A 14,260-nucleotide genomic window follows, 5' to 3' on the forward strand; every position below is an offset into this window, starting at 1 on the left:
ATGACGACCTGCGTTTCGGAAGATCTGCAGGTCCTGGAGATGAGTCGGTGAGCCATGGGAAAGCATGATCAACTGCCTTTTAGCGGCGTGAAAGTCATCGACTTTGGCCAGTACATCGCCGGCCCGGCCGTGGCGATGATCCTGGCGGATCTCGGCGCCACCGTCATTCACATTGATCCCCCTGCTGGGCCGCTTTGGGACAGCCCGGCCAATGCCGTACTGAACCGCAACAAGTATTGCTTGCAGCTTGACCTGAAGTCCGCGCAGGGGCTCGAGGCGGCCATGGCATTCATCGCGCGTGCCGATATCGTGATCGAGAACTTCCGGCCGGGCGTCATGACCCGGTTGGGCCTGGACTTCGCGGAGCTGCGTCGTCAAAGGCCCGAGCTCATTACGCTGTCCATCCCTGGCTTCGCCAGCAACGACCAGTTGCGTCGTCACTGGCGCGCCCTCGAGCCGATTATTGCGTCGGCCTCCGGGGTCTTCACCGATATGGGTCAGAACCGCGTACTGATGGGAATAAACCCGAGCTTTTCGCCGCTGCCGCTAGCCTCGTCCTACGGCACCATGCTGGCTGTCTCCGCGGTGGCACTCGCTCTGCAAGCGCGGGAGCGCACGGGAGTGGGTGATGAAATCGAGGTGCCTCTGGCCGCGGCGGTGATGGAGGGGCTGTCTTACAACTCGATCAAGATCGACGGTTATCCCGAACGCTACAAGACCTTGCGCGAAAAGGAAATTGAGCGGCGGCGGTCGGAAAATCTTCCGATGAACCTCAGCTACGAAGAACTGCAAGAATATCTCGACCCCTTTTACCGCACCTACGAGTGCGCGGACGGTCGCAAGTTCTATGCGGTATGCCCGTCACACCGCTCGCACGCCAGGCGTTGCCTTCAGGCGATGGGGCTGTACGAGGAAATGCTATCTGCCGGGCTGCCGACAGTGAGCGACCCCTACCTTCCTATCTCTCAGTGGGAGGGGGACGCCTCGCTCGGTGTCTACCCGTTGCCTGACCATTGGGCCCGGCGCATTTCGGCACGCATGAAGGAGGTGTTCCTGACCAGGACAGCGACCGAGTGGGAAAAAATTTTCGGCGAAGGCCGGTTTCCCGGTGCGCCCCACCGATCGACTCAAGAATGGTTGCATGACGAGCACGCCAACGCCGCGGGTCTGGTGGTCGATGTCGACGACCACCAGTACGGCAACATGAAACAGCCCGGCGCGATCGCCTGGCTGGAAGACAGTGCCGACTTGATGCTCTCGCCCGACTCACGCCGCACGGTGAGTCTCAAAGAAGCCCTGGCCATCCTGGATAAGTGCGCGCCCACGGCACTGCCGCCCCCATCTGAACAGCATGTTGGCGGCTGGCTTGACGGTGTGCGTGTCCTCGATCTGACCAATGTCATCGCGGGTCCGCATTCGACCTCCTACCTCGGCCGGTTCGGCGCCGAGGTTATCAAGCTCGACCCCGTAACGCCCAACTATGATCCCTGGAACACAGTGGTCTTTGGCATGTCTTCGGGCCGCGGCAAGCAAAGCGTCCTGGTCGACCTGAACCACCCTGACGGACGCGAGGTGTTTAACCAATTGGTTCGTTCGGTTGATGTGATCGTGATGAATGCACCGGATCGTCAACTGGCACCTTTGGGTCTTGACGAAGCCAGTCTCCAGGCCGTCAACCCTGGCGTGATCTTCTGTCAACTGGATTGCTTTGGGGGACCGCGTCGCGGCCCGCGGACCGATTATCTCGGTTACGACGACTTGATCCAGGCCAGCACCGGCATCATGCTGCGCTTCGGCGGCGGCATGGCAACGCCAGAGGAACACGCTCACGTCGGAACCATTGACGTGAATTGCGGGTTCGCTGCAGCGCTCGGCGTTGCCGCCGCGTTATATCGCAAAGCCAGAACCGGCCAGATCAGCCGCGCCCGGACCTCCCTGGCATCGCTCGGCAACCTGGTGCAGATTCCCTTCTGCTACGACTACCCACGGCGGGCCCCGTTCGATGAGCCTTCCGGGCGTAGCGCCCAGGGCTTTGGCAACCTGTCACGCTTCTTTCGGGCCGCGGATGACTGGTTGTATGTGGACGCCAGCGAAAAGGAACTGGACAAGCTAAACGCCGTAGAGGGGCTGACGGGCATCCGCGACGCGGCAGATCCCGCAGCGTTTCTCAGTTCCGCGTTCGCCACGGCCTCCGCCGAAACCTGGCAGACGCGGTTGCAAGCGGCCAATGTGGCGGCAGCCATTCCGGACAATATCGACAACTTGCGCCAACGCTACAGCCGCCCTGCAGACAATCGTCCGGGTATCGATAACGCCAGCTATTCATTCAGTGTGTATGCCGAGCATCCGAGTGGACGACGCGTCATCCAACTCGATCCTTTTGCGATTCGCCCTCACGTTGCTCCGATCCGCGCACTGGCGCCAGCAGAAAAGTTTGGTGCCTCGACCCGAGGGGTTCTGCGCAAGATGGGCTACAGCGATACCCAGATTGCGACGTTGATTGCGCGAGGGGCGGTCGGCGAAAGCTGGTGCGAAGAGTACTTGCCCAGCTGAACACGTCACCGTTGCGGGCAAGCCGGAACAAATCGCGGCCGATAGCAGCAAGCACCCTAGAAGAAAAAAGGCTGTAGCGAAGGGGTGTTCGAATATTTATAAGATTGGAGACGAAGATGCACGTACGACACCGCAAGCTCCCGGGTACCGAAAACACCCGGCGAGGCGCAGAAATCGTTATCGAGAACCTCAATCGAGCTACGCAGCACATGGCGCGAAAACGCCCATGGCGAGGCACGGGGAAGGAGGTACCCTGCGCGCCTCCCTGTCGCCGCAGCCGATCTGCAGACACAGCACTACCGCCTGCGCTGCCAGGTGCCTTCCGCACCGAAAGACATTGAGGGTAACGATCATGCAAGACCAGGGCAACACATTTGTGAGCTTCCGCAATGTTCGGAAGACATACGACGGAGAAACACTCGTCGTCAAAGACCTGAATCTCGACATCCAGAAGGGGGAGTTTCTCACTTTGCTTGGTCCGTCCGGCTCGGGAAAGACCACCTGTCTCATGATGCTCGCCGGGTTTGAATACCCAACCGATGGAGAAATCTGGCTGGATGGTCAGTTACTTAATCGTATTCCGCCGCATAAACGCGACATTGGAATGGTATTTCAGAACTATGCACTCTTTCCACACCTGACCGTCGGACAGAACCTCGAGTATCCCCTCAAGGTTCGCAAGATGCCGCCAGACGAGCGGGCCGCGCGCGTCAAGCGGGCGCTCGAGATGGTCCATATGGAAAAGCTGGGTAAGCGAATGCCAGGTCAGCTCTCAGGCGGTCAGCAACAGCGAGTGGCGCTTGCGCGTGCGTTGGTGTTCAACCCAAAGCTTGTGCTGATGGACGAACCGCTTGGCGCGCTGGACAAACAGCTGCGCGAGCACATGCAGATAGAGCTCAAGGCATTGCACGAATCTCTTGGCCTGACCTTTGTGTACGTCACACACGATCAAGGTGAGGCGCTCACGATGTCTGATCGAGTAGCGGTCTTTGATCAGGGGGTGATCCAACAGCTCGACCGGGTCGACTCGCTCTACGAATCGCCGAGGAATCTGTTTGTAGCCAACTTCATTGGTGACAGTAACCGGGTGGAAGGCACCGTCGTAAGCCGGGATGGTAATTATTGCGAGTTGCGCATTGCAGACGGTACGACCGTACGTGCGCTGAATGTTGCCGGGCTCAATGTGGGTAGCCACGCCACAGGGGTGATCCGTCCCGAGCGGCTCTCGATTGGACGGCAATCCGAACAGCAGCGCAATGTCATCAACAGCGAAACGCTTGGGATGATCTACTTCGGCGATCACGTCCGGCTACGCTGCCGCTGCCCCGGAGAAACAGAGTGTTTCGTGAAGGTTCCGCTCGGGCAGGACGGGGCGGCCCATGTCCAACCGGGAAATCGAATCGCGTTGTCGTTTCATGAAGATCATCTGAGAGTCTTTAATTGACCACGCGTAGCGAAATCACCTTGTGCCAAGGAGAACGAAATGAGGTTCTTTAGAAATACGGTCGGCGTGGCTGCCATGATGTGTTGTTCCGCTTTCGCATTGGCCGATGGCCTTACGACGGTCAATTACGGTGGCGCCGTGGGGAACGCCGAGAAGGCTGCCTGGGTTGAACCGTTCTCGAAAGCGAGCGGTATTCCGACGATTGCGATTGAGTACACGGGCGAAATGGCCAAAGTCAAAGCGATGGTCGACGCCAAAGATGTCACGTGGGATGTCGTTGAAGTCGAGTCGGCAGACATCGGACGCGGCTGTCAGGACGGACTCTTCGAGAAGCTCGACTGGTCGAAGATCGCGAAAAAGGGTGATCTGGTGCCTGGATCGGTGACTCCCTGCGCTGCCGGCACATTCGTGTGGTCGACCGTGCTGGCATACAACCCGACGCTGACGAAGGGCACGCCACAGGGCTGGAAGGATTTTTGGGACGTCAAGAAATTTCCTGGCAAGCGTGGCATGAAGAAGGAGGCGCGTTATAACCTCGAGTTCGCACTGATGGCAGATGGCGTTCCGGCAAAAGACGTGTACACCGTGCTGGGCACGGAGGCTGGCGTCAATCGGGCGTTCAAGAAGATGGACGAGCTCAAGCCATACATTCAGTGGTGGGAGGCCGGCGCACAGCCGCCGCAGTTCCTGGTCGCCGGTGACGTTTCGATGTCCACCGCGTATAACGGCCGCATCGACGCCGCAATGCGGGCAGGAAACAAGAACCTGGGTATCTCGTGGGACCAAAGCATCTATGAACTGGACTTTTTCGTGATTCCGAAGGGCTCGAAAAATAAGGATGCAGCCGAGAAGTACATTGCCTACGTGCTCGAACCTCAGGCTCAAGCTGCGTTCGCGCGGCACATTCCGTACGGGCCAACCAACAAGAATGCTTTAAAGTTGCTCGATGCAGCCACTCTTGAAAACCTGCCTAACTCGCCGAAGAACGGCAAAACCGCTATCCCCAACGACGTAGAGTTCTGGACCGACCACGGTGATGCGCTAGAACAGCGTTTCACCGCGTGGGCAGCGAAATAACGCGAATCGCGTACCCATCGCTCGAACGCATGGGTACGCGAAGGAGAGAGACATGAGCGCGGTAACTACTCAGCAGCAGGATTGGCATTTGCGTGAGCTCAAGCGATCGCTTAGGAACGTGAATTTACGTAAGCAAATGGCGGCGCTGGCGCTGGTCGCTCCTCTTGCTATTTTCATTTTTCTGGTATTCGTGATGCCCGTTGCATCCATGATTTCGCGGTCGATTCAGAGTCCGGAAGTCGTTGACGCGTTGCCAGACACGACGGCGGCGCTGCGAAACTGGGATCGGAAATCGGCAGTTCCGGATGACGCTTTTCGCGGGCTGATGCTGGATATCGAGCGCAACGGCGGGAACAACAGTTCGGGTACCGCTGCCGGTCGACTGAACGGGCAGAAGGCGGGTTTCCGTTCGCTGTTTTACAAGACTTCGAGCGCACTTCCGTTCGGCGACGATGATTCAGCGCTGCCTGCGCACGAGGTTCGACAAAAGCTGATCGAAATCGACAGGCGTTGGGAAGATCCCGGTTACTGGCAGGTAATCGCTAAAGATTCATCCCGATACACAAGCCAGTATCTCCTCGCGACGATGGACTACCGTCGCAATTCTGCCGGTGACATCGTTCCGGTTGATCCAGGCGCCTCGGCATATCGGGAGGTATTCAAGCGAACGTTCGTGATTAGCGGCCTGGTAACGCTCGCCGCGCTGCTCCTCGGCTACCCCCTGGCATACTGGATCTCCAGTCTGCCGGCGGGTAAGGCAAATCTGCTGATGATCCTGGTGCTCCTTCCCTTCTGGACTTCGATCCTCGTGCGGATCTCCGCCTGGATTGTCATCCTTCAAGGATCGGGCCTCGTCAACAAGGCGTTGCTGTCGTTGGACCTGATATCGTCTCCATTGACACTGCTGTTCAACCGGACGGGGGTGCTGATCTCGATGACTCATATCCTCCTGCCGTTCATGATTCTGCCGCTGTACAGCGTCATGAAATCAGTGCCAGCCAGCTATACGAAGGCAGCGATCTCGCTGGGTAGTCACCCGTTCGGCGCGTTCTGGAAGGTCTACTTTCCGCAAACGCTGCCGGGAGTCGGCGCCGGCGGACTGCTGGTATTCATCACGGCTTTGGGCTACTACATTACTCCGGCATTGCTGGGCGGAGCCGGCGACCAGATGGTGAGCTACTACATTGCCTATTTCACGAATGTGGCCTTGAACTGGGGGATGGCGTGCGCACTGGGAGCGGTTCTGCTTCTCGTGACGTTGATACTCTTCGGTGTTTATCGAAAGATCGTTGGCAACGAACTGAAGGTAGGTTAGGACCATGAAAACGACCGTATTGCGTTTTGCACCTTATACATCGGCTCCCGAGATCGCGTGGCACTACGTTTTGCGATCGACCAATGTCATGATCCTGCTTTTTCTGGTCTTGCCGATACTGGTGATCATCCCGCTTTCTTTCACGGACAATACATTCCTGATCTATCCGATACACAAGTTCTCGTTCAAGTGGTACCACAATCTGTTTACGTCGATTGACTGGCTTCGTGCCGGAAAAAACAGCTTCATCGTAACCCCGCTTGCCACGATCCTGGCCACTGTCCTCGGGACGTTGGCCGCGTTGGGCCTCAACAAGGCGACGTTCAAAGGCAAGGGCGCGCTGATCGGCATTTTGATCTCGCCGATGATCGTGCCGGTGATCGTCACTGCCGTCGGGATGTATCTGTTCTTTGCGAAGTGGGGGTTAGCCGGGTCGTACCTTGGTCTGATTTTGGGTCATACCGCTATCGCTGCTCCATTCGTGGTGGTCACTGTCAACGCCACCCTTGCCGGGTTCAACCAGAATTACGTGCGCGCGAGCCTGAGCCTCGGTGCGTCGCCCGTCACGACGTTCTTCTCCGTCACCCTGCCCATCATTGCGCCGGGCGTTATTTCTGGAGCCCTGTTTGCATTCGCCACGTCGCTCGATGATGTCGTCATCACGATGTTCATCGCGGGTCCGACACAAGGTACATTGCCGTTGCAGATGTTCATCGGCCTCCGGGAAAACATTACGCCGACGATTGCTGCCCTTGCGACAATTCTGATTGTATTTTCCAGCCTGCTTCTGGTGACGATGGAGTGGCTGAGGTCCAGAAGCGCGGCGCGACAGATAGCGACGTGACATTGCTTGCCGCGGCACCTGTCGCATTATTTCCGTGGAGGCCGTCGGGCATGGCGTAGTGGTACATCCTTGCATGGTTTATGTTGTCCGGATGTACCATTTCGCCTTGCCTGCCCGCCTGCGTTCACCGTCAGAGAGGACAAGCATGGCTTTTTCAGCCCTTTATCTGCAGCAGAATGACAGCGGTTTTTCGGCCGGGGTTACCCGCCTCGATGACCGAACCCTCGACAAGCATCCCCTCGCAGCCGGCGAAGTGCTCATTCGTATCGCGCACTCGACGCTTAACTACAAGGACGCGCTAGCGGTCACGAACCGCGGTCCGGTCGTACGCGCCTGGCCAATGGTCGCGGGTATCGATGGCGCCGGCGAGGTGGTGACATCGACAGATTCTCGCTGGAAAGCGGGAGATATCGTCCTCGTCAACGGATGGGGCCTCGGCGAAACACACTGGGGGTGCCTTGCAGAGAAAGCCCGCCTGAAGGCCGACTGGCTGATTGCGGTACCGCAGGGACTATCAACGGCCGAAAGCATGGCAATCGGGACGGCCGGTTACACGGCGATGCTATCCTGCCTTGCGCTGGAACAGGCCGGCGTCAAGCCGGCCGACGGCGAAGTCCTCGTGACCGGCGCGAGCGGCGGTGTGGGCAGCGTGGCAATCTCGCTATTGAGCAGTTGGGGATTTACGGTCGTGGCATCGACGGGCAAGCCGGAGCAGGCGCATTTTCTGAAGCGTATCGGCGCCGCCGATGTGGTAGATCGGGACTCGCTGTCGGCAGCCGGCAAGCCGTTGCAGAAAGAGCGCTGGGCGGCGGTGGTGGATTCTGTCGGCTCGCATACGCTTGCCAACGCATGCGCACAGACGAAATATGGCGGCGCCGTAACGGCATGTGGTCTCGCGCAAGGCATGGAGTTCCCGGCGAACGTTGCGCCTTTCATTCTGCGCGGTATAAAACTGTTGGGCATCGACTCGGTTATGTGTCCGATCGCTCATCGTCAGATAGCGTGGAATCGGCTCGCTGCGGATCTGGATCGAGCAAAGCTCGCCGAACTCACGCACCGAATAGCGTTGCACGACGTGCCGGAGGCAGCCGTGCAAATGATGGATGGAAAGCTGAGCGGTCGCACGGTTGTCGACATTTGCCGTAGCGCATGATGTCGGGCGCTTCCGTTCGGATTTGAAGGTCTGCGACTTCAGGACCGGTGGTGTGCTCTCCCGTGCCGGGATCTGGCGGCACGGGAGCTGTAGCGGGTTTTGCAGTGGAAAGACTACCTCGCCGTCGGCATCGCGAATTCGGCACCTTGCTCGATACTCTCCGGCCAGCGTTGCATGATTGACTTCTGACGCGTATAGAACCGGACGCCTTCTTCTCCATACGCGTGCGTGTCACCGAACAAGCTACGCTTCCAGCCGCCAAATCCGTGCCACGCCATCGGTACCGGAATCGGTACGTTGATGCCAACCATTCCAACCTCAATTCTCCGGCCAAACTCGCGCGCGATGTGTCCATCGCGAGTGTAACAGGCGACGCCATTGCCGAATTCGTGCGCGTTGACCAGGTCGACGGCCTCTGTAAAGTCCTTCGCACGGACGCAGGACAGCACCGGTCCGAAGATTTCCTCTTGATAGATTCGCATCTCCGGCGTGACGTGGTCGAACAACGTGGCACCGGTAAAAAAGCCTTCCTCGTGCCCCGGAACTTTGAGGCCACGTCCATCGACAACCAGCGACGCGCCTTCTTCGACGCCAATCGCGATGTAGTTTTCAATGCGTTCCAGCGCCTGACGTGTGACGATCGGCCCCATCTCGGCGTCGGGCTCCGTGCCGTTCTTTACTATTACGGAGCGTGCTCGATCAGCGAGCCGCGGAATCAGCTTGTCCGCAACGTCGCCTACGAGGACTGCGACCGAGATCGCCATGCACCGTTCACCCGCGGAGCCGTAGCCTGCGCCGACCAAAGCGTCGACGGCTTGATCAATGTCAGCGTCGGGCATCACAACCATGTGATTCTTCGCTCCGCCAAGCGCCTGGATCCGTTTTCCGTGCTTTGCCCCCGTCTCGTAGATGTAGTTGGCAATCGGCGTCGAACCGACGAAACTGATCGCTTTTACGTCAGGATGCTCGAGCAGAGCATCCACGACTATCTTGTCCCCTTGCACGACGTTGAACACTCCGTCAGGCAACCCGGCTTCCTGCAGCAAGCGGGCCATGTAGAGCGACGCTGAGGGATCACGCTCGCTGGGCTTCAGAATGAACGCATTGCCTGCGGCAATCGCGATCGGAAACATCCAGCAAGGAACCATGCACGGAAAGTTGAAAGGCGTGATTCCCGCGACAACGCCGAGCGGTTGCCGGGTCGTCCAGTTGTCGATGTCGGTCGACACCTGTTCCGTATGGTCACCCTTCAGCAATTGCGGAATGCCGCAGGCAAACTCGATCACATCGATGCCCCGTGCCACTTCGCCTTGCGCATCGCTGAACACTTTTCCGTGCTCGGCGGTCATGATCGCTGCCAGTTCGTCCTTGTGCTGGTTCATCAGTTCGAGAAAGCGGCGCATGACGCGCGCGCGACGGATGGGTGGCGTATTACTCCATCCCTGGAACGCCTGTTTCCCCGACGCTACGGCGGCACTTACGTCGGACGCGTCGCCGAGGTGCAGCATGCGTGCCGGAGAACCGGTCGCGGGGTTGAATATCGGCTGCTTTCGAGTGCCTGAGCCAGGCACTCGGCGACCGTTGATGAAGTGAACCACGTCTGCGTCGTCGTTGAAGGGCTGCATTTCATACTCCTTGCTGGGATAGGAAAAGGCTCTAAGGGCCACAAAAATGGGCGATGGGAATAGGGTTCTGCTTCCCGATGCGAAGAGTTGTTGTCGCATCTGAATGACCTTCACTTCGATAGCTCAGATGCGGTTTTTTGAGGGGGAATTCGCTTACCAGAGACCGCGGTAGAGCTCGACCATTTCCGCGACCGAGGGCACGCGTGGGTTATTGCCAGGCGAGCCAGAGGCCAGAGCCTGCTGTGCCATGGTCGGCATTAAGCTGAAGAAGCGCTCGCGGTCGATACCAAATTGTTCGGGCGTCGGCACCTGAAGGTCATCGTTGATCGACCGCAATTCAGCGAGCAACCTGGCGTTGGCGGCCTGCGTACTGTCCTGGCTGTCGGCCACGCCCATGGCACGAGCGCAATCAGCGTAGCGTTCTTCCGCCGCCGGGATCGAGAACGCGGTCACACTGGGCAGCAGCATGGCGTTGGACAGGCCATGGGGAACGTGGAAAAAAGCGCCGATCGGTCGACTCATGCCGTGTACCAGCGCCACGGATGCAGCGGAGAACGCCACACCCGCGAGCGTCGAACCGAGCATCAGGGCTTCGCGGGCGGCTGTATCCTGGCCGGATCGATAGGCTTTACGCAGATTGGGGCCAATCAAGCGCATGGCCGCCAGGGCCTGACTGTCGCTGTACAGGTTGGCTTTCTGGCTGACGTAGGCTTCGATCGCGTGGGTCAGCGCATCAATACCCGTATCGGCGGTGACGCGCGGCGGCAGGCTGAGGGTCAGGTTATAGTCGACCAAGGCTGCCACGGGCATGAAGCCGATGCCCACACAGAGCATTTTTTCGTCGTTCTGCTGGTCAGTGATGATCGTGAAACGGGTCACTTCCGAGCCGGTTCCCGCAGTGGTGGGCACCGCGATAATGGGCAACCCAACTTCGGTAACAATGCGCGGAAATTTATAGTCGCGCATTTCTCCGCCATGCTTGGCAAGAATGCCAATCGCCTTGGCGCTGTCGATCGGACTGCCGCCGCCCAGTGCAATGATACTGTCGTAGTCTCCTGCGCGAGCCTTCTCCACGCCAGCTCGAATCGAGTCAACCGTGGGCTCGGGGACCGTATCAGCGAAAATTTCGGCTGTCATGCCATTGGCGGCGAGATTTTCCTGAATGCGCCCGGCATAGCCCAGCTGCACCATCATCTTGTCGGTGATGATCAGAGGTCGACTGCAGCCGAGAGTCGCCAGAACCGTGGGAACTGTCTCGCTGGCGTTGGCGCCGACCTGGAGGATGCGCGGCAAAATCACATGGTTAGACATATCGAATCCAGTATGAATGTCGGTTAAATATAAAAAGCAATCCGGGATCTAATCATTAATCGAAGTCTTCATCTCGATGCCTGGTCTTTCTGATAATTTAGATAACCAGACATCGATATCTATGCTATTGGGAGCTTCCACATGACTCATCGTCTCGTCTCCCGGACCCGCAGATTTTCTGCAATGCAGGTCATCATTGTCGTAGGTAGCCGTCAGCACTGATCAATCGCGTTTCGGCTGCAAGCTGCCGTGGCGGCGCGCTGAGGTGACTGTCGGGTAGAACGAGGAGCGGGTAAAGCAATAAAAAAGCCGATGATGGGTCCGCTTTACTTATGGCTATGGCCGTCGGGGCGAGGTGGAAGGCTATTTTTGCCCGTCCCCGCCGAACTGAGCGATCTGAAGAAGCAGTTACATTAATCTCGTCCACGTCATGTGAGCGGTCGCCGCGCGCGAGAGCGACCTTCGGCGGGGACATTTGCGCTGATCCGCCCCGCCGCCCTCGATCGATATGACAAGCAGTTCTTCCCCGCTTCGAACACGATGTCGGTCGCGACGTTCGGCTGGTGCGAGCAGGAACGCCTTTCTTGCGTATAGGACTTCAACGCCTGATGCCCTCCAGTGGCGCCACCCAGACTGAGCGTTCGGCGCTGCAATGGCCGTTGCCAAGCCGGATCTTGAGGCGGGTGCCGCGCCTCACAGCGATCTAGCGCTTCTGTCTGAGCAAGTCAAATTGGCGCTGTTGTCTCAGCGAATTCAGTTCGCGCTGCTGCCTCAGCAAATCCAGGTCGCGCTGTTGTTTCAGTAATTGGAGTTGTTCGTTCTGGAGTTCGATCTGTTGCTTCTGCGCTTCCAATTGCGCTCTATAGGCCCCCATGCTTTGGTCAGCCAGCGCTCCCTGAGGGTAAGTCTGCGCGTAGGCGAGGGAACAGCCAGCCGTCAATGTCGCAGCAACGATAAGTGCTTTCATGATGCCCCTCGCACGGATGCTCCTTTGAAATATCTTAGGCCAGAAAGGCCGGGCATCGGCGGGACCGACGTGGCTGTCGGCGTCGTGCCTGGATCCGTGATTGCGTATGTTGAGCGAGCGGCGTGCGTGGCAACGAGAGGCCGGCATCGCCCCGATCCGGCCGCTGGACCCTTGTACACCTCAATGGCAGCTTCCAATGTTCAACGGTCATCCGCGCCTTCATGCCGGCCGACAACGTACAGCGCCATTCCGGCTGGTAGCACGGCGCCGGCGAATGGCCGTTATCGAGCATGATCGGGGTGGAGACCGGCCTCGACCCGGTCAGCTCCGGGCGTTCGCTCTTCGTGACAGCTAACGCCTACCAAAACCGAAACCTGGCGGTAGGTGACCTATGATTGAGCCATCGAGGTGCGGCACTTGCACTCCCTAATCCGAAGGAGCGAGAACCGTGATCAAGGAGGCGACCAGATCCCGCGTTCATCAGGTCACAGAAATCATCGGGCGCGAGCCCCATTCTTTTGGTGGAGCGAGAACAAAATGGGGCCCGCTTCAGGGTCTCTCCCCTGCACGGGCCAAGACCCTGGTCTGCGTATTAACCATGCTCATCTTTGGCTTGGACTACTACTCGCCAGGCGACATCAATCCTGCGGTTTTCTATGTATGTGTAATTGTGGCCCTGGCCTGGACTCGGTCCGCTCGATGGTTGTGGGGCGGTACTGCGGTCACGGCGGTGCTGACGGTGGTCGGTTTTTCTGCGGGAAACACACCGGTAGGGCACCCAAATTTCGACTGGATTGACTGGACTAACCGCTGTATCACCGTCAGCGTGCTAATAGTGACCGCAGGCTTTGTCCACATTGGAGTCGGCCTGAGCAAGAAATTGGAAGCGCGTGAAGCGCTGCTCGCGGAAGTCGCCGCCCGCGAGCGTGCCGAGGCAGCGCTTAGGGACGTGCAGGCGGACTTTGCACATGCCGCGCGCGTCTCGACGCTGGGCGAACTGACCGCCTCAATCGCCCACGAGCTGAAGCAGCCGCTCGCCGCTATCAGCACGAATAACGAAGCTGGTCGAAACTGGATAGACCGGCAAGTGCCCAACATAGAGGAGGCGCTCGAAGCGAGCGCGCGCATCGCAGCCGACGTGCGGCGTTGTGCGGACATCATTGTCCGCATTCGCGAGATGGCGGTCCGGCGAGTGCCCGAGCACAAGCTGGTGTCGCTTGACGAGCTCATCGATGAAGCCCTCGTGTTTCTACGACCTGAAGTCCAGTCACGCGGCGTCACGGTATCGCACCAGTTCGCTTTGGGAGGGTTGAAGGTGCTCGCTGACCGCATTCAGCTCCAACAAGTAATCGTCAACCTCCTCGTCAACGCCATGCAGGCGATGGAGCAAGCGGGAAGCCCGGAGCGCAAGATCACCATCAGGACCACCGTGCGGGATGCCTCCATCGTGTGCTGCGCTATCGAGGACAGCGGGCCCGGCATCGCCCCCGAGCACGTCGACCGCCTCTTCGAGAGCTTCTTCACGACCAAGGAAAACGGCATGGGCTTAGGCTTGCCCATTTGCCGCTCGATCCTCGAATCCCACTACGGGCGCATCGCGGCGGACAACGCGTCCGCCCATGGCGGTGCTCGCTTCTACTTCACGATTCCGGCGGCCACCGCCATCGGCTAAGCGGCCGACGCGGCTTCGGTTCGCGTCGCCCCGATGGAGTACTTCTGTGCGCGCGGCGGTAACTCATTGCGGCGCAGTGTCGCCGTTATCCCGAGCCGACTGCTAGAGTCGCCCCATCGGGAGCTTGTGGAATCGATCGATCAACCGGGCGCTGAGATGTCTCCTGCTCCCGGAAACGAAGAGGTCGCAGATAGGCTCGACGTACGCGGGCCGTTTGGGCGTGCTTCGGTGCTTCGGCGCCGGCAGTTGCGCTCTTTGCGCGCTCGGACAGAGCGCATCGGTACCGTATCCACCCTCGT

10 protein-coding genes are annotated in these 14,260 nt (G+C 58.9%); 7 read left to right on the plus strand and 3 right to left on the minus strand.

Annotation, left to right across the window (positions count from 1 at the left end; translation table 11 throughout):
* Window positions 1-54 precede the first annotated feature (54 nt).
* The 6 genes from OKW27_RS38685 (at window position 55) to OKW27_RS38710 (ending at window position 8,386) form a co-directional block, all read left to right on the plus strand.
* Window positions 55-2,553 (plus strand): CoA transferase, encoded by a 2,499-nt coding sequence (locus tag OKW27_RS38685; RefSeq protein ID WP_429336556.1) that lies wholly within the window; start codon window positions 55-57, stop codon window positions 2,551-2,553.
* Window positions 2,554-2,905: 352 nt separating this feature from the next.
* Window positions 2,906-3,997 carry an ABC transporter ATP-binding protein gene (locus OKW27_RS38690; protein WP_090805787.1) on the plus strand — a complete coding sequence of 364 codons (1,092 nt, stop codon included), beginning with the start codon at window positions 2,906-2,908 and terminating at the stop codon, window positions 3,995-3,997.
* A 39-nt stretch (window positions 3,998-4,036) separates the two neighbouring features.
* The gene (locus OKW27_RS38695; RefSeq protein WP_429336557.1) at window positions 4,037-5,074 is read left to right on the plus strand and encodes a polyamine ABC transporter substrate-binding protein; all 1,038 of its coding nucleotides are present in this window, start codon (window positions 4,037-4,039) and stop codon (window positions 5,072-5,074) included.
* Window positions 5,075-5,126: 52 nt separating this feature from the next.
* Entirely contained in the window at window positions 5,127-6,389 is a 1,263-nt protein-coding gene (locus OKW27_RS38700; protein WP_429336558.1) for an ABC transporter permease, read from the plus strand.
* Window positions 6,390-6,393: 4 nt separating this feature from the next.
* Window positions 6,394-7,233, plus strand: coding sequence for an ABC transporter permease (locus OKW27_RS38705; protein WP_090805030.1), 840 nt, complete (start codon window positions 6,394-6,396; stop codon window positions 7,231-7,233).
* A gap of 145 nt (window positions 7,234-7,378) precedes the next feature.
* Window positions 7,379-8,386, plus strand: a complete 1,008-nt coding sequence (locus OKW27_RS38710; protein WP_429336559.1) for an MDR family oxidoreductase — start codon at window positions 7,379-7,381, stop codon at window positions 8,384-8,386.
* A gap of 113 nt (window positions 8,387-8,499) precedes the next feature.
* Here the strand turns inward: OKW27_RS38710 and OKW27_RS38715 are convergent, their stop codons facing one another.
* The 3 genes from OKW27_RS38715 to OKW27_RS38725 all read right to left on the minus strand — a co-directional run bounded on the left by OKW27_RS38715 (window position 8,500) and on the right by OKW27_RS38725 (window position 12,289).
* Complete coding sequence (locus OKW27_RS38715; protein ID WP_090805035.1) at window positions 8,500-10,011, minus strand: CoA-acylating methylmalonate-semialdehyde dehydrogenase; 1,512 nt, start codon at window positions 10,009-10,011, stop codon at window positions 8,500-8,502.
* A gap of 153 nt (window positions 10,012-10,164) precedes the next feature.
* Window positions 10,165-11,322: an iron-containing alcohol dehydrogenase gene (locus OKW27_RS38720; protein WP_090805038.1), complete on the minus strand. Its 1,158-nt coding sequence runs from the start codon at window positions 11,320-11,322 to the stop codon at window positions 10,165-10,167.
* A 703-nt stretch (window positions 11,323-12,025) separates the two neighbouring features.
* Window positions 12,026-12,289: a hypothetical protein gene (locus OKW27_RS38725; protein ID WP_429336560.1), complete on the minus strand. Its 264-nt coding sequence runs from the start codon at window positions 12,287-12,289 to the stop codon at window positions 12,026-12,028.
* A 448-nt stretch (window positions 12,290-12,737) separates the two neighbouring features.
* Here OKW27_RS38725 and OKW27_RS38730 point away from each other — a divergent pair, with 448 nt between their 5' ends.
* Complete coding sequence (locus tag OKW27_RS38730) at window positions 12,738-13,961, plus strand: sensor histidine kinase (protein WP_244144795.1); 1,224 nt, start codon at window positions 12,738-12,740, stop codon at window positions 13,959-13,961.
* The last annotated feature ends 299 nt before the right edge of the window (window positions 13,962-14,260 follow it).

Origin of the sequence: Paraburkholderia sp. 35.1 (assembly GCF_050436525.1) — a bacterium.
In the GTDB taxonomy this organism is placed as follows: domain Bacteria; phylum Pseudomonadota; class Gammaproteobacteria; order Burkholderiales; family Burkholderiaceae; genus Paraburkholderia; species Paraburkholderia tuberum.

Bases quoted from the DNA above. Each gene is read 5' to 3' on its own strand.
- OKW27_RS38685 (WP_429336556.1), top strand. From the start codon at position 55: ATGGGAAAGCATGATCAACTGCCTTTTAGCGGCGTGAAAGTCATCGAC.
- OKW27_RS38690 (WP_090805787.1), top strand. From the start codon at position 2,906: ATGCAAGACCAGGGCAACACATTTGTGAGCTTCCGCAATGTTCGGAAG.
- OKW27_RS38695 (WP_429336557.1), top strand. From the start codon at position 4,037: ATGAGGTTCTTTAGAAATACGGTCGGCGTGGCTGCCATGATGTGTTGT.
- OKW27_RS38700 (WP_429336558.1), top strand. From the start codon at position 5,127: ATGAGCGCGGTAACTACTCAGCAGCAGGATTGGCATTTGCGTGAGCTC.
- OKW27_RS38705 (WP_090805030.1), top strand. From the start codon at position 6,394: ATGAAAACGACCGTATTGCGTTTTGCACCTTATACATCGGCTCCCGAG.
- OKW27_RS38710 (WP_429336559.1), top strand. From the start codon at position 7,379: ATGGCTTTTTCAGCCCTTTATCTGCAGCAGAATGACAGCGGTTTTTCG.
- OKW27_RS38715 (WP_090805035.1), bottom strand. From the start codon at position 10,011: ATGCAGCCCTTCAACGACGACGCAGACGTGGTTCACTTCATCAACGGT.
- OKW27_RS38720 (WP_090805038.1), bottom strand. From the start codon at position 11,322: ATGTCTAACCATGTGATTTTGCCGCGCATCCTCCAGGTCGGCGCCAAC.
- OKW27_RS38725 (WP_429336560.1), bottom strand. From the start codon at position 12,289: ATGAAAGCACTTATCGTTGCTGCGACATTGACGGCTGGCTGTTCCCTC.